13 protein-coding genes are annotated in these 20,237 nt (G+C 64.3%); 4 read left to right on the forward strand and 9 right to left on the reverse strand.

The window, feature by feature from the left end; translation table 11 throughout:
- Positions 1 to 74: 74 nt before the first annotated feature.
- The 4 genes from VFE83_RS13745 to VFE83_RS13760 all read right to left on the reverse strand — a co-directional run bounded on the left by VFE83_RS13745 (position 75) and on the right by VFE83_RS13760 (position 12,757).
- Positions 75 to 9,416, reverse strand: coding sequence for a hemagglutinin repeat-containing protein (locus tag VFE83_RS13745; protein ID WP_324907072.1), 9,342 nt, complete (start codon positions 9,414 to 9,416; stop codon positions 75 to 77).
- Between the two features lie 31 nt (positions 9,417 to 9,447).
- Entirely contained in the window at positions 9,448 to 10,539 is a 1,092-nt protein-coding gene (locus VFE83_RS13750) for an acyltransferase (RefSeq protein WP_324907074.1), read from the reverse strand.
- Between the two features lie 86 nt (positions 10,540 to 10,625).
- Positions 10,626 to 12,260, reverse strand: coding sequence for a ShlB/FhaC/HecB family hemolysin secretion/activation protein (locus VFE83_RS13755; protein WP_324907076.1), 1,635 nt, complete (start codon positions 12,258 to 12,260; stop codon positions 10,626 to 10,628).
- Between the two features lie 146 nt (positions 12,261 to 12,406).
- A complete protein-coding gene (locus VFE83_RS13760; protein ID WP_324907078.1) occupies positions 12,407 to 12,757 on the reverse strand; it encodes a DUF6616 family protein in 351 nt (116 codons plus the stop codon).
- A gap of 261 nt (positions 12,758 to 13,018) precedes the next feature.
- Between VFE83_RS13760 and VFE83_RS13765 the strand changes: the two genes are divergently transcribed.
- The 3 genes from VFE83_RS13765 to VFE83_RS13775 all read left to right on the forward strand — a co-directional run bounded on the left by VFE83_RS13765 (position 13,019) and on the right by VFE83_RS13775 (position 15,029).
- Positions 13,019 to 13,648, forward strand: coding sequence for a hypothetical protein (locus tag VFE83_RS13765; protein WP_324907080.1), 630 nt, complete (start codon positions 13,019 to 13,021; stop codon positions 13,646 to 13,648).
- Positions 13,649 to 13,977: 329 nt separating this feature from the next.
- Positions 13,978 to 14,439 carry a bacteriohemerythrin gene (locus VFE83_RS13770; protein ID WP_324907082.1) on the forward strand — a complete coding sequence of 154 codons (462 nt, stop codon included), beginning with the start codon at positions 13,978 to 13,980 and terminating at the stop codon, positions 14,437 to 14,439.
- 245 nt (positions 14,440 to 14,684) lie between these two features.
- The gene (locus VFE83_RS13775) at positions 14,685 to 15,029 is read left to right on the forward strand and encodes a NirD/YgiW/YdeI family stress tolerance protein (RefSeq protein WP_324907085.1); all 345 of its coding nucleotides are present in this window, start codon (positions 14,685 to 14,687) and stop codon (positions 15,027 to 15,029) included.
- 403 nt (positions 15,030 to 15,432) lie between these two features.
- Here the strand turns inward: VFE83_RS13775 and VFE83_RS13780 are convergent, their stop codons facing one another.
- Entirely contained in the window at positions 15,433 to 15,657 is a 225-nt protein-coding gene (locus VFE83_RS13780) for a hypothetical protein (RefSeq protein ID WP_324907087.1), read from the reverse strand.
- On the reverse strand, positions 15,654 to 15,806 hold the full coding sequence (locus VFE83_RS13785; protein WP_324907089.1) for a hypothetical protein: 153 nt from the start codon (positions 15,804 to 15,806) through the stop codon (positions 15,654 to 15,656). The genes VFE83_RS13780 and VFE83_RS13785 overlap by 4 nt, the downstream gene beginning before the upstream one ends.
- 327 nt (positions 15,807 to 16,133) lie before the next feature.
- Here VFE83_RS13785 and VFE83_RS13790 point away from each other — a divergent pair, with 327 nt between their 5' ends.
- A complete protein-coding gene (locus tag VFE83_RS13790) occupies positions 16,134 to 16,667 on the forward strand; it encodes a DUF2867 domain-containing protein (protein ID WP_324907091.1) in 534 nt (177 codons plus the stop codon).
- Between the two features lie 724 nt (positions 16,668 to 17,391).
- On the opposite strand, the gene VFE83_RS13795 is transcribed toward VFE83_RS13790, so the two are convergent.
- From VFE83_RS13795 to VFE83_RS13805, 3 genes are all read right to left on the reverse strand, one after another.
- Positions 17,392 to 18,432, reverse strand: a complete 1,041-nt coding sequence (locus VFE83_RS13795; RefSeq protein ID WP_324907093.1) for a zinc-dependent alcohol dehydrogenase family protein — start codon at positions 18,430 to 18,432, stop codon at positions 17,392 to 17,394.
- A gap of 485 nt (positions 18,433 to 18,917) precedes the next feature.
- A complete protein-coding gene (locus tag VFE83_RS13800) occupies positions 18,918 to 19,169 on the reverse strand; it encodes a YfhL family 4Fe-4S dicluster ferredoxin (RefSeq protein ID WP_324907095.1) in 252 nt (83 codons plus the stop codon).
- 144 nt (positions 19,170 to 19,313) lie between these two features.
- On the reverse strand, positions 19,314 to 20,237 hold a 924-nt coding region (locus tag VFE83_RS13805), incomplete at its 5' end, for an acetyl-CoA hydrolase/transferase C-terminal domain-containing protein (protein ID WP_324907097.1).

A 20,237-nucleotide genomic window follows, 5' to 3' on the forward strand; every position in this document is an offset into this window, starting at 1 on the left:
AGGTGGCGCAAACGCATCCTTAGGCAAGCATCCTGTGGCGAAACACATTGCAACAAGAATCAGGAGGTAACTTCTCATTTGAAGGATCCTCTCCAAGCTTCGATCCGATACAAGATTTCCTCTGCTCTCGACATTGGTACCTGATTGATTGGCACAGGAACTGATTGATTACCTGGTGAGCCCTGCCAGAGTTCCGTGCACCCGGGCCCAGCCACTCCGTAGCAGTTATGAGGCGTATCTTCCCCACCTAAGACCCGGAGCATCTCCCATGCGGAATTGCTTTGGGACGGAGTTACGCCGCCAGTGCTCGGATTGAGCCCGATCCAGCCACCCACAATGTCGTTTTGGTGGTTCTGCAGAGTCAGCACGCCTTCCTGGGGGTTCGCCCATGAATCGCGATTCTGCAGATGGCTTAGCAGCGCATCCGCCGCCGCCGCGTTGTACGCGGGGCCAAAGAAGCTCACCGTTGAGCCGCTCAGCAGACCACTTGAGTTGGACAGGTTCTCTAGCGACTCCATGGCATTGCCTACGGTGAGCGATCCGCGGCTGTGCCCGTCCAGATGCAAGCCATCTTGACCGTAAAGCAGCATGTACTCGCGGGTTAGATCGGTCGCGTTGGCCAGCCCCAAAGCGTCGCTTTCCAGGTATTTTTGGTAGCCGGCGATAAGTAGCTCCGACAGCCTGTTCTCCGCTTTCGGGAAGTGAATGAAGTATTGCGGACCGTCTGCCGTTGAATGTTGCTCCGCATACTTGTTCGCACCGTTGAGATCATTGTTGATGCCGTTGTCGGCAATGTGGACCTTGCCATCGGCGGCCGGCTTTAAGTTGAATTTTTCTTCCTGCGTCAGCTCCCGCGGTGGCAGCTGATTGCCCTCGCTGTCCTTTTCCACGACATACACTTTGACCTCTTCCAGGAACATGGTCCTGTAGGCCTCGTCGGTGAACTTGATGGCCTGCGTGTAGACCTCGCCTTTGACGGCCTGCTCCCACGCGACCTGTTCCTGCAGCTCCTGCAGGTCCAGTGGCGCGACGCCATTGCCATCGAGGGTGGTCGCGGTGCGCGCCAGTTCTGCCAAGGCAGTGGTGTCTCCGTTCCTGATGACAACGCTGCCATCGGCAATGTCGGCGTGGGTTGTGCTGTTGCGCTGATCAGCATCGTCTCCACCGCCCATCAGGTTCTGCGCTATCCCTTGGGCAGCCGCGTATTTGCTGCCGCTGAACATGTTGCTGTTGGCACCCAAGTTGCGCCCTTCGGCTTCAGCCGTGGCCTGGTTTTCCAGATGTTCGATGCTTAGGGTGCCGGTGATTAGCTGGTTGTGGCCCGGAGCGGCCGTCGACGCCAGCGCACCTCCCTTCAAGTGGGTATTGCCGGTCACGTCGATCTGGAACCCGCCACCGCCAGCCTGGACGCCCGACTGTTCCTGGGCGCTGCGGTAGTGGCTGTCTGCCGTCTGCTGGCCATAGTACGCGCTGCCACCGGCGCCCCACACGAATTCGCCGCCAGCTTGTTCTTGTCTGCTGCTGTAGTCGTCGGTGTCCTGCTGGCTGATGACGTTAAAGTTGCCACCAACCTGACCGACGATGCGGTCGCCGATCAGCTGCGCCCCTTCCAGGGTGGTGTCGCCACCGCTGACAAACGACACACCGTCCCGACCGCGGACGACGGTCTCGGCATGCGTTGTGCCGTTACCGGACGCTTTGCCTCGGCCGACATCTGCACTGACGTAGAACCCCGTTGTCGAACCGATGCTGACGCCCACCTCGGTGCTGCCATTCTTGTTACGACTGGCCGTCGTGTGTTGTTCCTCCTGGCTGCGCAAGTTGATGTCGCCGGTCGCCGCCAACGCCACCGTCCGCCCATCGACCTGGCTGCCGACGACGTTCAGGTCGCCATCGGTGGCTGCGATGCTGACGCCGCCGTTGCTCTGGATGCTACTGCCCTTCGTGCTCTCGTTCGTCGTAGTGGTCTGTGCCGAAGCGCTACTGGCGCCGATGCCGATACGCAGGCTGATGCCCGCGTCCTTGGCCGAGGCTCCATTGGCCATCGCCTTCGCGCCGTCGTACGCATCCTTGGCGGCCATCCCAGCCTGTGCGGCGTACAGTGCCTTGAGGCGGTCGTCATCCACCTCTTCGGCCGCCTTGCCTTTCGCGTAGGCCGCCTCCAGGGCACTCACGGCGCCGCCCTTCAGGCCCACGTGCAGGCCTGCACTGCTTTGTTTGTAGCTCTGGGTGAGTTCGGTGGTGTCCACCGCCGCGTCGATGGTCACACTCTTGCCTACGATCGCGGTGCCCGTCTCGGACAGCACATCGCTGCCGGTAATGTGCACGGCATTGCCGGCCGACAGCGAGACGCTACCGCCCAACGCACCGATCACGGTGCCCTGGTGCGTAGTCTCCGTAAGCTCGTAACCCTGCTGCACCTTCTGCTGGCCAACGGTGAAGCCGGCGCCGGCACCGAACACGCCTGACTTCTTCGTGCTCGTGCTGTAGCTCTCGGTATGGGTTACCTCGGCGGTGGTGAGGGTCAGGTTGCGGCCGGCCGCCATGGCGACATCGCGGGTGGCCACCACGGCTGCCGCCTGGGCAGTGATGTCACGCCCGGCGGCAACACTGACCCGATCGCCGGACAGCGTGGTACCGACTGCGGTCGTGTCGCTCGCCTCGTAGTGGGTGGTCGTCGTGGTCTTCGACAACGTGTTCTTTTTCTTGGACACGCTGTCCTGCATGGTGCTGTCGGTCTCATAGGCGACACGCAGGTTCACGTCTCGACCGGCCGACAGGGCGATACCGCCTTCGTCGCTGTGCACCGTGGCTGCGGTCAGCGTGATATCCCGATCGGCCACCATCGCGATGTCGCCGCCGGCCTGGAACGTGCTGCCAGTGACGGTCTGGTCGGTGGTGGTGGTCGTAGTCTTGGTGCGCTTCTTCCCCTCGCGCGTGGAAGTCTGCTCGATCACGGTGATCGAGTCGCTTACCGTCTCGCTGACGATGTCGCGGCCCGCGGTCACGGCAATGCTGCCGTCGGCCACGACGTCGCTGGCAATGAACGTCACATCGCGGCCGGCGTCGATCACCATGTGCTGGCCGGCCGTGATGGCGCTCTGGTCGAGGATCGCATCCTGACCGGCCGTCACCACCGTGCTGCCGGTACTGGCAATAGAACCCGCCGGCGCATTGATCTTGCCCGCCTTCGTATCGGCCGTGGCCGCGTTCTGCACGAAGTCGCGGCCCGCACTGATCACGGCATGGCCGTCGCTGGTGATCGTGCCCTGGTTGACCACATCGTGGCCTGCACTGATCTGCGTGCCGCCGGTGCCGGCTTGGATCACGCCGCCGGTCGCATTCACGCCATCAAACCGAACGGTGTTGACCACGTCGGCACCGGCGTCGATGGCAACCGTGTTCCCGACCAGCTTGCCGCGGTTGAGCGTGTCGCCGACCGTGGCGATGTCGACCCGGCCCTCGCTGCGGATCGCGCCGTCGTTGATCAACGTGTCGGCGCTCAGCCAGGTGCCGCGGGTGCTGTCCAGCATGCCGTCGTTGCGCACGGAGCCGCTGGACTGAATGTCGACCGTGTCGGCCGCCATTAGCGCGCCGGCCGACTTCATCTTGTCGGCGGTGGCCTTGGACAGGTACACGACCGGCACCAGCACGGTCTGGCCGTTCACCTCCTGCTCGACCAGCCAGACGATGTCCTGGTTCAGGGCGGCGATCTGCGCGCTGGTCAACGGCGCGCCCAACTGGAAGCCCAGCCGGGCCGCCTCGTCCGCCGCATGGTCCATCAGCTCGCGGTACTGCTCGAAACCGTCGCCGTTGCCGGTCAGCGAGCGCCGGCCGGTCAGGCTCAGGATCTGCTCCATGACCAGGCGCTGCTCGTAGTAGCCATCGCCGAGGCGCTTGTGCAGGTCGGTGGTGACGCCGAGCCGGTTCAGCAGGTAGCTCGAACCGGTGCCGTCGCCCTTGGCGAAGCGTGGCGCGGTGGTGACCAGGAATTCGGCATTCGGATCCGCGTGGATGTCGAACATGCCGTTGTCGGACGGCACCAGGCCGGGCAGCGGGCGCTCGGGCGTGCCGACGACCTGCGCGCCGACACCGGCCGGACCGCCCGGACCGTTCGCACCGGCCACGCCACCGGGATGCCCCAGCCCGGTGCTGCCCGGACCGCTGAGCGAACCGCCATTGAGGTCGGACAGACCACCGCCGTTGCTAACCGCGGTGTTGGTGATGTCGCCGACCTGGATGCTCAGGCCTTGGCCAGCCGTGATGCTCGCGGTCAGCAGCGTCGGACCGGCTGTGGTGATGCCCTCGCGTAGGTAGCCGATCACCTCGGCCACGGTGCGGTTCCAACCCCGGTAGTCGCGATACATGGTTGGAATCTCGGGGTAGACCCAGGCTTGGGTTTCGCGCTCGCCCGTGAGTTGACCGACGACGGCGATGTTCTCGATACGCGCATCCGAGCCTTCACTGGTGCCGGTGTAATGCTGGCCGGCGATCGTCAGATAGCCGCCCGCCGCGATCTGCGAGGCGTGGTTGCGCACGCGCTGGCTCACGTCGAGCGTCATGTCGCCGCCCGACACGATCTGACCGGCCGCGCTGGTGCCACCGGCGATCAGGCGCTCACCGGTGGTGTACGTGTCGCGCTGGATGACCTCGGCGCCAGGGTTGTCGGCCGCGGTGCCGGCGTCGTCGATCACATACCCTTCGTACGCGCCATGTTCGGGCGCGGCAACATTGGTGTACCAGTCGTTGATGGCCGCCAGCATCTCGTCGCTGACGTGGTCCACGGTCTGCCAGCCGACCTTGTGGTTGAGCGCCTTCTTCTCCAGGATCTCGGCCGCCGACAGGTTGGCCGCGCTGCGGCTGTTGAGGTACTGCAGGCGCTGGCGCTCGGCATCGGTCAACGTAGCGAACGCCTCATCGAACTGGCGCTGCGAGCCGAGCGCGTATTGCTCTTCCGGTGAGAGGTTGTAGGTCTCCGTGGCGATCATGCGCCGCTCGTTCACCAGCTGGTCGGCGGCAATGGTGAGGTCACCTTCGGCCTGGATACGGCCGGACACGTTCTCGACCACGGCGACGCGGCTGCCTGCGGTACGGCCGCCGATGGTCAGGTCGCCGCCACTGAACAGGTCGCCATCCAGATTTGATACGCGCTGACCGACGCGTAGCTCGAGCAGTTCGGCCGCGCCGATGAATCCTTCACCGTAGTCAACCGCGGCCACCGCGGTTCCCAGGTCGCGGCCGTTGGTCAGCGTCTCGGCATCGATGGACACCGCGTCGCCGACGATATCGCCGGTGTTGGTGATATCTGTCGCCGTCAGAACGAGGGTGTCGCCTTCCAGGCTGGCACCGCGCTGGTTGTCGAGCGCCTTCGCGACATCGATGCGGGTCAGGCCGGTGCCGTCGGCGTTGCTGGCGTTGATCGTGCCGTGATTGCTCAGGCTCGCGGCAGTCAGCGCCAGTTCGCCCGCCGTCTGCAACGTGCCGCGGTTGGTGAACGCACCGGCCACGGTCAGATCCAGCAGCACATCGCTCTCGAAGCGCTGGCCGCTCTCGTAGGCGAAGTCGCCGCTGAAGTCGACGTCCAGCCACTGTGCGCCGTACAGGCGGCCCAAGCCAGTCAAGGTGGCCAGGTCCGCGTGCAGGGTGTTGGCCGCGACTTCGCCACCGGTAATGTCCAGGCTCGGCGTGGTCAGCCAGACGGTCCCGGCCTGGATGCGGCCGCTGTTGGTGTTGCCGACGTTGGCCAGCGTGATGTGGGCGGTGTCACCCGCACCGAATTGGCCGCCGGCGTTGTCCAGCGTGCCAGCGGCGTTCTCGTAGGCGAGGTTGCGCGCGGCGAACACGGTGCCGCCGGCATTGCTCACGCTAGTGGTCGAGTTGAACGCGATGTCGCGCTGCGCGACCAGCTTGCCGGCGGCGCCGTTGTCGATGGTGGTGACGTTGAGCGCGAGATCACCGTCGCGGGTGCCGAGGGTACCGCCCTGGTTGTTCAGGGCGGAGGTGCTCACGGTCAGCGCCGTTTCGTCAGTGACCCCGCCCGCCAACACTTGACCGCGCACGTTGTCGATGCGGACCGCGTCCAGCACGGCACGGCCCGTGGCATCGAGGATGCCGTCAGAATTGTCGAGGGCGCCGCCGACGCTGACCGTGAGGTCACCATTGCTCTGGAACAGACCGCCGTCGCGGTTGCGGATGTCACCGACGCTGGTGGCGGCCAGATCGCCGGCGGCGAAGACCGTGCCGGCGGTGTTGTCGATTGCGCCGGCCTGCACATTCACGTCGCCTTCGGCGCCGATCAGGCCACCAGCCGTGTTGCCCAGTAACCCGTCGACGGTCAAGGACAGCACACCGTCGGCACCGCGCTGCACCAACTGGCCAGCCGCATTCTCGAAGGTCGTGGCGGCCGCGGTGACGGCGCCAGTGCCGTCGATGGCGCCGCCGGTGTTCGTCAGCGCCGCACCCGCCTGCGTGCGACCGGCGAGCGCAAGGGCACCGGCGGCATGGAGCTGACCGCGGGTGTTGTCGATGACGTCCGCGCGCACACTGACCTGCTGCCCGAACAAGCCCTTCTGCGCCGACGGATCGGTATTGGTCGGATCTAGGGTGTCGCGGTTGAGCATCGCGCCCGCGTCGATCGTGAGGTTCCCCCCGGCCACGACGGTGCCGGCGGTGTTGTCGAAGGCATCGACCACCGTGGCATTGACCGACTGCGCAGTCTGCACCGTGCCTTCGGCATTGCTGAACGTCTGTGTGGTCAGGTCGATCGCGCCGTTGCTCTCGATCGCACCACCGTCGTTGCGCAACCGGCCGTCGGCGGTGATCTTCAATCCGCCTTCGCTGGCGACCTGCAGCGCGCCGTCGGTGTTGTCCAGGTCGCCGGCGTCAACCTCAAGAGCGCCCGCCGTGGCGATCTTGCCGCTGCGATTGTCGAGGGCGTTGTCGACATGCAGAGCCGACGCATCAGTTCCGGCCGCACTGATCGTGCCATCGGCATTGCCCAAGGCACCGGCCAGCAGCTGCACTGCGCCATTGGTGGCGATCTGGCCCGCGCTGTTGTCCAGGCGATCGCGCGCGGTCAGACGCAACGCCTCGGTACCGGCCGCGGTGAGCTTGCCGCCCGCAGTGACCAGCGTGCCGGTGTCAATCGAAATCGACTGGGCGCCGGTCGTGCCGCCGCGCAGGTCGGTGGTCGTGCCGGAGAGGGTCAATGCACCGTTGCTGGCAATCGTGCCGCCGGTGCCGCTCAGCGTGTCGGCGTCGATCGCGAGCGTGCCAGCGCCGGCCTGCTGGATCGTGCCCCCGGCATTGCCGAGGGTGCCGGCGCGGATGGACAGGTCGCCCTGGCTCGCGACAAGCCCGTCGTCGCTGTTGTCGAGGAGGCCGGTCACCTCGACGGTGTTGGCGTCCGCACCGCTGGCGAGCACCTGGCCGCCGCGGTTGTCGAAGCTCTGCGATGAGATCGCCACCTGCGTAGCGCTGAGCGTGGCCTGGCGGTGATCGACCTGACCGGCACTCACGTTCGCGGCACCGGCGGTCGCGATGCGGCCTTCGGCACCGTGCAGCGTGTCGACACGCACGCTCAGCCCCTCCGCACCGGCGTGCTCGATACGGCCGCGCTCGTTCACCAGCACGCCGCTGTCGAGGGTCAGTGCCGATGCGTTGGTCGCAAATGCACCGTCGGTGTTGTCGAGTGTGCCGGCGATGCGGACCGAGGAGGCGCCGGTGCCGGCTTGGGTCAGCGTACCGCCACGGTTGCTGAGCGCGGTCGCCTCGACCTGCAGCACGCCGGCGATGTCGAAGCGGCCGGCGTCGTTGTTGATCTGGCCGACGCGCAAGTTGGCGTTGCCGGCGACATTGAGCTCGCCACCGGCGTTGCCCAGATCGCCTTGCGTCAGGGTCAGCTCGCGCAGGCCCAGGCGACCGCCGCTGTTGTCCAGGCCGTTGGCGGTGGCCAGCGCCACACCGCCACCGGCATTGATCACGCCGCCGTCGTTGTTCAGGTGGCCGGCGATGTTCAGCACACCGTCTGCCAAGATCTCGGGGACGGGGAGCGGCACGCTCACGTCGCTTTCGCCGGTGCCCGCAGCTGGAGCGTCTTCACTTCCGGCCGAGTCCGAGCCTGCGCCCATACCGGCGCCAGAACCATTGCCCGGGTCGGTCGACGCGAGCTCGGCGATGCCGATGCGCCCTAGAGCACGGTTGCTGAGCGTGTCGGCGTTTAGCGCCAGTGCCTGCGAGCCGGTCTGCTCGATCGAACCATCGCGATTGCGCAGCGATTGCGCGTTCACCACGATGCGATTGGCGTTGAGCGTGCCGCCACTGTTGTCGAGATCCTGCGCCGTCCGAATGATCGCCTCACGGCCGGCACTGATCGTGCCTGCATTGGTCACGCCACCACTCAGGTCCAGACGCGCATCGGTCTGCGCCTGCAGCTTGCCGACGTTCTCCAGGCGACCGTCGACGGTGACGACCAGTTCGCCCGCCTGCGCGCCGATGTCACCGGCGTTGCGCACGCCCACACCGTGTTCGGTGCCGACCAGGAAGATCTTGTTCGCGAACATGCCGCCCAATGCGCCCACGTCGAGCGCATACGTCGGCACGGCGCCGCCCGTGGGCTGGGCGGTCACCTGCGTGTAGTCGGCGCTGACGGTGTTGGTGCCGAGCGTGGCTTGCAGCTGGTTGGCCCACACGCCGGCATTGACCTGCAGCGAGCGGGTGATCAGATCGGTGTAGTCGGCGCGGCTGGCGTCTAGGCCAGCACCATCAATGGTGATCGCGCCGCCTTCGACCCGGTAGTGATCCAACGAGCCGCCGGCGAACACCGGCGTGCCCGTGGTCAAGGTCACGCGCGAGGCATTCACAAAGCCGCCGCCGTTGACGGCAATGCCGGACGGATTGGCGATCACGACCGCCGCCTTCTGGCCGGCGACCTCCACGTAACCGTTTAGGTGACTCGGATTGGACGAGTTGACCTCGTTAAGGATGACCTTGGCCGAACCCGTAGCCACCCACGGGTTGGCGGCGATGCCACCGGCGAGCTGCGTGTCCGCGCTCGTCCGTGCGTTGTTGAGGATTGCGCCCTGCTGACCGACGTCGAACTGCGAGTAGGCGTTGCGTGACACACCCTGCGCGCTGGGCGTGGTGATGTTCACCACGGGCACGCCGTTGCCCGCGTCCAGCACCGTCGGACGCTGCGACCCCGGTGCGTTCGGATCGGCCAGGATGCGGCCATCCTGCGCGAATGCCGGCGCCACGAATCCGAGCACGCCCCACAGCGCGAACCGCAACCACGAGACCGTGGCGGTGACCGTCTCGGCAACTGCCGTGACGCCGCCGTGCGGCGCATCGGCCAGTTCCGAGGCCACCTGCATCACGCCGAGCGAGCGGTTGAATACGAGGCGGTACACATGGTTCATAACGCAGCGTCCTTGTTCTTGTTCGCGTGGCTCAGGCGGTCTTGCTGGATGGATCGTCGTGAGGGTTCAGAACGACGGCCTTGGATCGAAACCGAAGGGGCAGGCGAGCAGCCGTGCGCGCGATGAACGAGCGACCCCGGACTAGAAGCGGCCGCTCCAGCCAGCGATAGGAAGCAAGCCCCACGGCCAGGCTCAGCAAGGTGGCAAACAGGACAAACAGGCCATGTTCCCAAGCCGTCACGTTGAACGCGCTGGCTTTCCATAGCCGTCCGACCGCCGATATGACGAAGACATGCGACAGGTACAGGGAGTACGAACTGTCTCCAATGGCCTGCCATACCGGTGCGCTCACCGAGCCACGCCCGGACTCGTACACGACCGCGCCCGCGATCATCAACGCGCTGGTCAGACCAAATATCGCAACCCGATTCGGCACCAGGCCCGGTACCGACAGGTGTCCCAGGGCGATCATGCCGGCCACAAAGCCGATCGCTCCCAACAGCAGCAAAGGCAGCCCCAGGACGGCGGGAATCCGGCGCCAGTACAAGCCCACGGCGACGCCTGCGATGAACTCCCAGGTCATGCTCGACAACAGCACGTCGAGCCCGGGCGAGCGCGCCTCCAACAGGTGCGGACCGACCCCTACGACAAGGGCCCATATCGCCAGAAGCGCTGGCACCGCGCGCTCGGGCAGGCAAGCGATAGCGAAAGCCATCACCAGGTAGAAGTAGCCCTCGTGAATCAACGTCCAACCGACGGTAAGGACCGGCAACGTGGCCTGAGGCCAGAGCAGATACGACGCCGGAATGCTCTGTCCCTGATAGGACGTGTTGACCGCGCCTGGAATGATGGCCATCAAGAGCACGACGACCGTCGTGTAGCCCCAATAGAGCGGCAGGATTCGCCATGCGCGCCGCAGCAGGAACGTCGTCGCATTGGACCGCGACCGGTAGCTTCCGGCGGCGATTGTCGCCATCACGAAGCCGGAGATTACAAAGAACAGGTCCACTCCACCGTCGGCAAACCCGATCCAGCCCGGCAGGAATGGGGAGCCGGCACCGTACTTGCCCTCGACAATACGAAGGTGGAACAGCACAACCAAGAGCGCCGCCAATGCGCGCAAGACTTGGATGCTGGTATAGGTCTGCCTCTTTGCTGCACCCGCCGCTATCGGGGTTGGCTCGAGAAGTGGCTTTGTCGTCGCCACCATTACAATGACCAGCCCATGTTGAAGCCGAAGGTGGTGTAGGCGGTTGGATAACCGGCGGGCTTCACCAGCGGCGCGCCTACAAAGGCATTCCACGACATTCCTTTCCAGCCGCCGCGCAAGCCGATCGCCATACCGCCTAGGTGATCGCCCAACTGCCAGACTGCCGAGGGCCCACCGACGTGCCCGTAGTCGGCGCCGACATACAGTTCCTGGCCACCGCCCAGCGCCAGGCCCAGATCGTTGCGCACCAGCCAGCCGCGTTCGCCGGTGAGGGATACCTCGCCGTCAAACCCACGCACGGTGTAGCGGCCGCCAATGGCGAAACGGTCCTGCGAAGTCAGCGGCGTGCGGTTCCACTGCGCACGCCAGCTGGCGCTGTAGCGCAACGCTTGATGGCCCAGTTGGAACGGCACTGCAAGCTGCGCATCGGCGGTGATCACCTTCATGCGCGAAGTGCCTTCCAGTGGCGTGCTCGGATCGCTCGCGTGGAACTGTTCTTCGGGCGAAGCCAAGGCGTCGAAGGCGCCGGTGCCACGTCGGTAAGCGATGCTGGCATCCAACGTTGCCTTGCCCAGGAACTGCTTGTGGGTAAAGCCCACTTCCCAGCCCGCCGTGCGGCGGCGCTGAACCTCAATCTCGACGTCGTTGATGAAGTTGTCCGACTCCTTCCACCAGCCGCGGCCGTAGGTGCCGAACTTTGCGGTGGCGTTGCGGAACAGCAAGCGAGCCCCGCGCAGCTCAGCGTTCTGGCTGGAGCCGCTGTAGACATAGGTCTCGAACGGACCGGCCACCGCCTGGTGGTAGTCATAGCGGCTGACGGTCGTGCCGAGCAGCCAGTACCCCGTCGGCACGTCCCAGTGGGCAGTCCAGGATTCGGTCCCGCGGCCGCGGCCGTTGAAGACGCCGTGGCCATAGTTCGCGTAGAACAGGTCGTTGGCGCCGGTCAGGTTGTCGAGCGAGACTGTCAGGCCCGCCTGCAGCTTGCCAGTGGCTTCTGAGCCGGCATCGTCGAGAGTGACGCTCGCGCGCACGGGTTTGCGCCGGTGCCAGCTGATCACCAGATCGCTGTCGCCGGGCCCCGCATCGTCTGCCTGGGCCGGGATGATCTGGATATCCGCCGCAACGCTGGGAATACGCTGGAAGTTCTCCAGGGCCTGCTCGATGTCGCGCAGGTTCAGCAAGTCGCCGGCGCGGGCTGGCACGGCGTTCCAGGCCGTCGCATGGACATCGCTCTCGGCGAATCGGATGGCATGGATGCGTCCCGGCACGAGAGTGAGCGTGAGCACGCCAGTGGCGAGATCCTGCGGTGCGGCGAGCACGCGGGTGGTCACGAAGCCGCGCGCGACGATCGCGTTCTGTACGCGCTTCATGACCACGTTGACGCCTTGCGTGCCCAGGCATCGACCCGTCGCGGGATCCTCGCCGGGATCCGCGGCGGCGAGTGCCCAACGAAAGCGCCCCGCTCCGTCTCCAATCAGGCGGATCTCGCCGATCGCGAAGCACGGCGTCTCGGCACTCGGCAGCTGGTCGGTAGGCGAGACGTCTACGGCCGGCATGCGCACGTCGGGTCGCGCCTCCTGCTGCTCGCGCAGGGCCCGCTCCCGCTCCTGTTGCCGGAGCACCTCCTGGTCCATTCCCCCGGTCTGCGCCCATAGCGGTAGAGTCGGGATAGCCAAGCTGCAGATCAGCCACGGCAGTAGGTGCCAGCGACGGCCGATCCGACTCCCTCGTATGACTCCGGCCGTGCACGCCGACAACGCGTCCATGCGAAGCGCGTGCGTCATACGTCGGCCAATGCGTCCAAGTGGTTCGAGAAGCCGCCGACCTGGCCGCTCGCGTTCACGTGCTCGAAGTACTCGTACCAGCCACTGGCTCGAATAGCCGACAGGAGGATGTCGCGCGTAGCGGGCTCAGGGAACCGCCAGATACCCATGAAGCGATGTGCGGCAGCGCTGTCGATCGTGCCGTCTGTGTCGGTCAGGGCCAACACCTCGACCTCGCCGCTGGGAAGCTTGGCAACGCCTTCCGCGACGCGGTTGAGGAAACGGATACGTTGCTCTCTCGGCAGCGCTTTCCAGACGGCATTGGGCGAGTACAGCTCAACGAGATAACAGGTCATCACCGTATCCATGTGGTATTGGCAGGCCCAGCCTTTACCGTAGGCAGGCGAACCGCGACAGCGTCGGTGCGGCTGCCGGGCAAGCCAGTCCTGTTGCGGGCGCGAGCTTGCGGCGCTTGATCACAGTACGCAGTAGCCAGCAGCGTGATTTGCGCAGGATCAGAGCGGACGGAGACGAAATTACGTACTCGCGCGTCAACCAGATGGATCGGCTAACCTCACGTACAGGACGCGACCTCGGCAAGGATTCCGACGCATCGGGAGGTCCCTTTTGTGAGCGTGTTGAACGTTCTGCTACGGGATGACGAGTTGTTGGTGGCCGTCGACACGCTGGCCCATGAGGCATCCAGCGGACACGAAACGGAAGGCGCCAAAGTCTTCGTTGTTCCGCATCGAAACTTGGTGTTGGCCGGCCGGGGCTCGGCACAATTGCTCCTGCTGGTCTATCAACTGGTACTTCAGGCCAGCTATACGGTGGGCTTCACCATGGAACGGGTCATGTCGGACCTGGGTCCGACACTCGACAAACTCTGGCCTCAGTACGTGGCCGTGGCAGAGCAGTCCAACATTCCGCATGCCGACCTCAGCATTGAGATCGTGTTTGGCGGCTGGTCAACGGCACAGGCCCGCATGGCAGCGAGCGCCTACATCAAGACACGTTCCGATGTGCCCGCTGAGCACCATGCGTTGGTGGGCGGCTTGGCCTCGCCCGGAGCCCCCCTACGAACCTGGAAGGAGAGCTTCGCGCCGGACGAGATACTCCGTGCCGGTGTCCTTCAGGCGCAATACCTCAACGCTGCAGCAGGAAAGGCAGTAGCGGGCGGGCGCCTGTTGTGCTGTCGGCTGACACAGCACAGCATCAGAATCGACGATCTTGGCCCCATCAGCACCAACGCTCGCTGAGCACTTGCACTAGCTTCACGACAGCAACTCCGCATCGATGGCAGCTTGACATATCGAATAAGCGAATACTGCTTTCGCGATTCACGATCCCATGGCGGCCTCCAGTTCCGGCTGTTCGCGCGGCTGCTCTGATCGGTGGCGCAACATTTCGCCGCACACGCCACTCTCGCTTGGCATCGCGGACCCATTCGCACCCAATGGCGTGAGCTTGATCGCTCCATGAGCCACTACGGAAGCGTCCGCACGCCACTTCCTGAATTGAGCGCCCTCAAAGCGAGGGCACTCTGCGTGCCCTATTACTGACGATCCCGTGCAATACAGGACGACCGATGACGATCATCCAGTGGCAGGAGTCGCTCAACACCGGCATCGACGTGATCGACACGCAACACAGGCGCATCGTGGCGATGATCAACGAACTGCACCACGCGACGTTGCAGAACGATCCGCAAGCGATCCTTGACGTGATTGACGAACTGATCGACTACACGCTGTCGCACTTCTCCTTCGAGGAGGCGCTGATGGAGGACGCCGGCTACACTTTCTCCCACGCGCACAAGCGCGTCCACGACATATTCGTGCGCCGCGTGCAGGAGTTTCAGGTTCGTGCTAACACGGGCGAAGACGTAGCGCGCGAGTTGAATGCGCTCTTGTCGCGTTGGCTGCTAAACCACATTCGCAACGATGACGCCAACTACGTAGCGTCGGTCAAAGCGAGCATGAACGCACTGACGAGGGACGACCGGGAGAACGGCTGGCTGCGCCGGTCGCTCAAGCGCTTCTTCCGTTGACACGGATACCGTCGGAACTTTGCGGCTTCCGGGCTCCGAGAATCAGCGCACTTTGGGCCTGTTTCAATCTTGATGCCGACGGGCTCCGGTGTTTTCGTTCGTTTCTGATCTATGGGCCTCTGATCGCCATGCGACGGCTTGGATATTGGAAGCTCCTGCCCTCGGATCGCCATCCCGACGAAAGTTAGGAGCACCAGTGAGGCTCAGACGAGCACGCTATCACCAGAAAGAGGAGTACAAGAACGATGAATCGCCGGTATCTGCTGATTGCCCTGCTGCTGCCGACCGCTGCCTCAGCGCAGTACGTCGGCCCCAATGCTCAGGCCTCTGTCACGACCGCTGTCGCCGCATCCAAAGCGGCGGACGACACGCCCGTGATGCTCGAAGGGGTGCTTGTACAGCAGTTAAAGGCTGATCGGTACGAGTTCCGGGACAGGAGCGGCACGATCACCGTTGAAATCGATCCGGAGGACTTTCCCAAGCAGCAGGTAGACGCGACGACGCCGTTGCGCCTGTACGGCGAGATCGATCGTGACTGGGCCGGAATGGTGGAGGTGGACGTCGAGCGGGTCGAGCTACTGAAGCCTTGACGCCTTTACTCCGGGTATGCGCATGCTCCTGCGCCAGACCGCGCGCCAAGCGGTGGCAAGGCGCGCAAACGGAAGCATGCGCATCCGGCCAGGAACACACCGATCCGTGCCAGGCGAATGAGCATGGAGCTGACTTGGCACATGCTCCATCCCCACGCGCGTGGGCTCCAACGCCGTACTACGAGCGTGCCACGTCGTGATCACTACGACCGCGTCGATCTCGAAGCGCTCGGACCCTTGTCACTGCGGAGCAGGGGCTTGGCGCGCGCCCCCGGCTCCAGCACCTCGATCGCCCCACCCCGCTGAAGGAATGCCTCCACCGACTCGGCCGAGAATGACGCCGCGACGGGCTTGGTCGAGGCAACGGGAGGATGTGGGTTCAACCTGCGATTGCGATCGCGGATCATGGCCGTCCAGCGCCTCCACCGGAACTGCGACCGTCCTTGCGAATCCGGAACATCAGCGCTTTCGCGTTGATCGGTGTGGCGCGCTCGGTGACATCGAGCTTCTCGATCCTTCCGCCCCTGGCAAGGAACGCTTCCACCGATTCAACGTCCGCGCGGCCGGTTGATTCGGCTGCTGCCACCATGGGTGGCCGATAGACCGTCTTACGTGACTGCGAACTCATGCGCTGGCGACCTCGCCGAGCTTGGCGTGTAGCCTCGCCTCATCTAAGACGCTCGTGTTGATCCGGACCGGCGCGACACGACCGCCCGTACTGACGATCTGCCCCCCGGCGCGCGCGATCAAAGCGATACCGAGACCATTCGTGCGCATGGATTACCTCCTGTTCTGACCAAACGGAACTGAGCCCGGAATGGCTCGGATCCAATCTCACTCACGCGCGTTGTCAAAGGATTGACGCGGCTCGTGGTCAGCGAAACAACGCCAAGCCCTTCGCCACATCTGGCAAGGTACTAGCGCTCTCATCGCCCAGCCAAAGTCCAATGGCGAGAGCAGCGCAAGTATCAATTCGTCGGTAGAATCGATTTAGCGAAGTCTGCCCAGAGCGCGTGATTTGCGCTTCATTCGCGATGTCGTACCGTTCCTCGACAAGTCTTCGACACGGAGTTAATAGCGCCGGTCTCTTTGAGCGGGGTTCGTATGCACACTGACAAGCGCCAGTCGACGATGCCATCTGTGCCACCCGAAGGCAGCCTGGTGGCCCAGCTCATCCCCGGTTCCGATTTCCACGACGCTTGGTCGACTGTCGCGAAGAATCCTGCTCTCTCCGCTCTTGAGCAATTTCTGAATGCGGCGGCCGCAACGCCGGCCTGGGTTAACGCCTGCATGGCGGTCCGTAACTGCGCCGTGTCCTTGCTAGGATTGAAGGACCTCGGCCCACTGGGCGGCTTTAATCAAGCGACGCCCGTGCATGGCTATCTCCCCGGAGATCGCGTTGGCATCTTCACGCTGGTCGAGAACACGTTCGACGAGGTGCTGCTGAAAGATCAAGACAAGCACTTGACTGTGATAGTTTCGGTTCACCTGCAACGCGTCGTGCCATCGCAAGTTGTAGTCACGGTTACGACAGTGGTCACGGTGCACAACCTGCTGGGCCATCTTTATATGGCTGTCATCAAGCCCATGCATCGACTGATAGCACCAGCCGTTCTCAGCGCCTTACACACGCGTTAAGGCAGCCGCAAACCGGTTGGTGGATCTCGACTTTCGCGCTAGATGCCAGAACGCTGCCGCATTCCGGGCAGATTCTGCTGCGCAGGACCAGGCACTGTCTGGACGGCTTCCGCCCCACGGTAGCCGTCGGCGCGACGGCATACCGCTCAGCAAGCTGCCGGATGTATTCAAGGGCGTCGGTCGGTAAACAGTCCGTGGATTAGCAAGTGCACCAACATGCCTAGCGAAACGCCCGCGGCGCCAGAAACGAGCATCGTGTTCCAGCTTCCGTCCACCCGGAGGCCAACCAGGGCGCCGATGACGAAGCCTGCGAGGCTCAAGCCACCTCGAAACCAGTTGGCGCGAGCGCGAAGTAGATTCTCGGATCTCGCCCTCTTGTCTGCGCGAATCATGGCGTGGGTCTGCAATTGCCATAGCGGCGAGTTGCCACGCGTCTTCTTGCTCATGTCATTCACGGCACCACATCGGAATTCCACTATTGCGCTCACCGATGCCGAGGTTTTGAGCAAGGTCAACTTTCACATGAACGCACTCGCAAGCACGGATTGCGGTCCGGCTCGGGGATAATTGCCCCCTCCGGCCAGCTGAACGGCTTGATGCATTCGGACGATCACGCGCGGCCAGGCGGTGGTTTACCGTCAGAGAATCGGAGTGAAGAAGCATTGGGTGAAGCCGGCAGGCAGGGCGAAATTGCTCGGCCATGCCCTCCTGCCGGCGTGAGCCGTCACGGCGCCTTGAGGATCACCTTCATAGCCTTCTCGCGCGAGGCATTCGTGAACACGTCGTACGCCTCCAGGATGTCGTCCAGATCAAAGTGGTGGGTGATGAGCTGCGACGGGTTGATGGTGCCCGCCTGCATACTCTGCAGCAGCATGGAGGTGGTGTTGGTGTTGACCAGGCCGGTGGTCAGCGTGATGTTGCGGATCCACAGCTCTTCCAAATGGAGCTCCACACTCTTGCCATGGACGCCCACGTTGGCGATGTGACCGCCGGGTGCAATCGACTTCTGGCACATATCGAACGTGGCCGGTATACCCACCGCCTCGATGGCCACATCCACACCCACACCAGCTGTCATTTCCATGAGCTTATCGACCACATTTTCGTTGCCGGCATCGATCGTGTCGGTCGCGCCCAGGCTGCGTGCCAGCTGCAGGCGCGCCGGATCCATATCCACCATGACAATACGCGCCGGCGAGTAGAACTTCGCCGTGAGTAACGTGGCCATACCAACCGGGCCTGCGCCGACAATGGCCACCGTGTCACCGGGCCTCACCTGCCCCGACAGGACGCCGATCTCGAATCCGGTTGGCAGAATGTCGCTGAGCATCACCAGTGCGGCTTCGTCTGCCCCGGCCGGTACTGCGTACAGGCTGTTGTCGGCGTGCGGGATGCGTACGAACTCGGCTTGCGTACCGTCGATGCGGTGCCCCAGGATCCACCCGCCGTCCTGGCAGTGCGCGTAGAGCTGCTTGCGACAGTACGGGCAGCGCCCGCAGGACGTGATGCAGGAAATGAGCACGCGATCGCCGGGTTTGAAACGGCTGACGCCATTACCCGTCGACTCGACGATACCGACCCCCTCATGCCCGAGGATCCGGCCGTTCTCGACCGCGGGAACATCGCCTTTGAGGATATGCAGGTCGGTGCCGCAGATGGTCGTACTGGTGACCCGAACGATCGCATCGCCAGGCTCGCGCAACTCCGGCTTTGGCCGGTCGATCCATTCCTTGCGACCGGGTCCACGGTAAACGAGTGCTTTCATGATGCTTCTCCTTCTGAAGGGCAACGGACCGATGCCGCTGCAGATCTGGGAGCCGACAAGACAGGGCGATCGGCGCGGTAGAAAGCGCGCTTATGCAGGCACAGACGCCTGCGAAGGGAGGTCTTGAGCGGGGAGCACACTGTGCCGCGTCGTGGCAACGCTCATCGCATTCCCTTCCATACCTACCTCGCAGCGGGGCGGCGGTCGACCTCTCCCTAATTGCGGATTGGCACAAGAACGCCCCGCCTCCGGCCAGGGTGAATGCGCGGGCGAACCGGCCCGGCTTTCGATGCCTGCTCGGCCAGCCCACTATGGACGCGCCACGTGTGGGTGGTTTGACGGGGGTCAATTCAGGACGCCCGCGGCGCATCACCATGAGCACAGTGATCGAGTGAATGCGATACAGAGCGGCTTGCGTGATCGATTCGCCGCGAGAGGCCGTGGGCGCGCCCCTCTATGCGTTGGACAGGCTGCGGCACGGCCGGCTAAGCGTGCTTTCGCAGTCCTTCCAGCTTCGCCAGCAATTGCTCCCGCGTCTCGGGATAGCGTTCGTCTGGATCGATGCACTCCACTGGACATACGGCCACACACTGCGGATCGTCGAAATGCCCCACACACTCGGTACAGCGCGCAGGGTCGATCACGTAGAGGCCGTTTCCCGAGGAGATTGCGTCGTTCGGGCACGCGCCCTCGCAAATGTCGCAATCGACGCAGAGGTCGTTGATCTTCAGGGCCATAGCATCACCTCAACAGGCGCCAATAGGTCAAAGGCGGTGACCGGATCGTCCAAGGCTGCATCGCCGAAGAACGGTCGAATCCAGAGCGCTCTCGCGTGGCGCTAGGCTGGCATTTGTGCGCGGCGCACTCTCCGGCGATCCGGGTCACCCCCGCATCGTCCCCGTCTTCACGAACCGCTGGTGCCACGACAACGCCTCGTCCAGCAGGTGCGGGGTGTGCTTACCGTAGCTCTCGCGGCTGGCGCGGTCGAAGTAGTCCTGCAACATCGGGCGGTAGTCCGGATGTGCGCAGACGTCGATGATGCGCTGGGCGCGCTGCTTCGGTGCCAGCCCGCGCAGGTCGGCCAAGCCCTGCTCGGTTACCACCACCATGACGTCATGCTCGGTGTGGTCGACGTGGCTGGCCATCGGCACGATCGAGGAAATCGCGCCGTTCTTCGCCGTGCTGGGCGACATGAACACCGATAGGTAGGGGTTGCGCGCGAAGTCGCCGCTGCCGCCGATGCCGTTCATGATCTTGCTGCCGGCGATGTGCGTGGAATTGACGTTGCCGTAGATGTCCACCTCGATCATGCCGTTCATCGCGATGCAGCCCAGACGGCGCACCAGCTCCGGATGGTTCGACATCTCCTGCGTGCGCAGCACGATGCGTTCGCGGTAGAAGTCGACGTGGTCCAGGAACTCGTCAATCGCCGCGGGGCTGAGCGAGAACGACGTCGCCGAGGCCATGCGCAGCACGCCGCGCTTGAGCAAATCGAGCATGCCGTCCTGGATGACCTCGGTGAAGGCGGTGAGGTCGCGGTAACCCGCGTCGGCCAGGCCGGCCAGCACGGCGTTGGTGATGTTGCCCACGCCGGACTGCAGCGGCAGCAGTTGCGGCGTCAGGCGGCCGCGGCGCACTTCGTGCGCGAAGAAGTCGAGCAGATGCGCGGCGATCTGGCGCGAGGTCGCGTCCGGCGGCGAGAACGGCGAGTTGCGGTCGGGTGCGTCGGTCTCGACGATGGCGATGACCTTGGCCGGATCGCAGCGCAGGTACGGCTCGCCGATGCGGTCGTCCGGATGCACCAG

The organism is Lysobacter sp. (genome assembly GCF_035655815.1).
Lineage (GTDB): Bacteria > Pseudomonadota > Gammaproteobacteria > Xanthomonadales > Xanthomonadaceae > Lysobacter_J.

Excerpts from the sequence above, each read along its gene's own strand:
- VFE83_RS13755 (WP_324907076.1), bottom strand. The coding sequence starts at position 12,260 with ATGGACCAGGAGGTGCTCCGGCAACAGGAGCGGGAGCGGGCCCTGCGC.
- VFE83_RS13795 (WP_324907093.1), bottom strand. The coding sequence starts at position 18,432 with ATGAAAGCACTCGTTTACCGTGGACCCGGTCGCAAGGAATGGATCGAC.
- VFE83_RS13760 (WP_324907078.1), bottom strand. The coding sequence starts at position 12,757 with ATGGATACGGTGATGACCTGTTATCTCGTTGAGCTGTACTCGCCCAAT.
- VFE83_RS13785 (WP_324907089.1), bottom strand. The coding sequence starts at position 15,806 with ATGCGCACGAATGGTCTCGGTATCGCTTTGATCGCGCGCGCCGGGGGG.
- VFE83_RS13775 (WP_324907085.1), top strand. The coding sequence starts at position 14,685 with ATGAATCGCCGGTATCTGCTGATTGCCCTGCTGCTGCCGACCGCTGCC.
- VFE83_RS13800 (WP_324907095.1), bottom strand. The coding sequence starts at position 19,169 with ATGGCCCTGAAGATCAACGACCTCTGCGTCGATTGCGACATTTGCGAG.
- VFE83_RS13745 (WP_324907072.1), bottom strand. The coding sequence starts at position 9,416 with ATGAACCATGTGTACCGCCTCGTATTCAACCGCTCGCTCGGCGTGATG.
- VFE83_RS13790 (WP_324907091.1), top strand. The coding sequence starts at position 16,134 with ATGCACACTGACAAGCGCCAGTCGACGATGCCATCTGTGCCACCCGAA.
- VFE83_RS13770 (WP_324907082.1), top strand. The coding sequence starts at position 13,978 with ATGACGATCATCCAGTGGCAGGAGTCGCTCAACACCGGCATCGACGTG.
- VFE83_RS13780 (WP_324907087.1), bottom strand. The coding sequence starts at position 15,657 with ATGAGTTCGCAGTCACGTAAGACGGTCTATCGGCCACCCATGGTGGCA.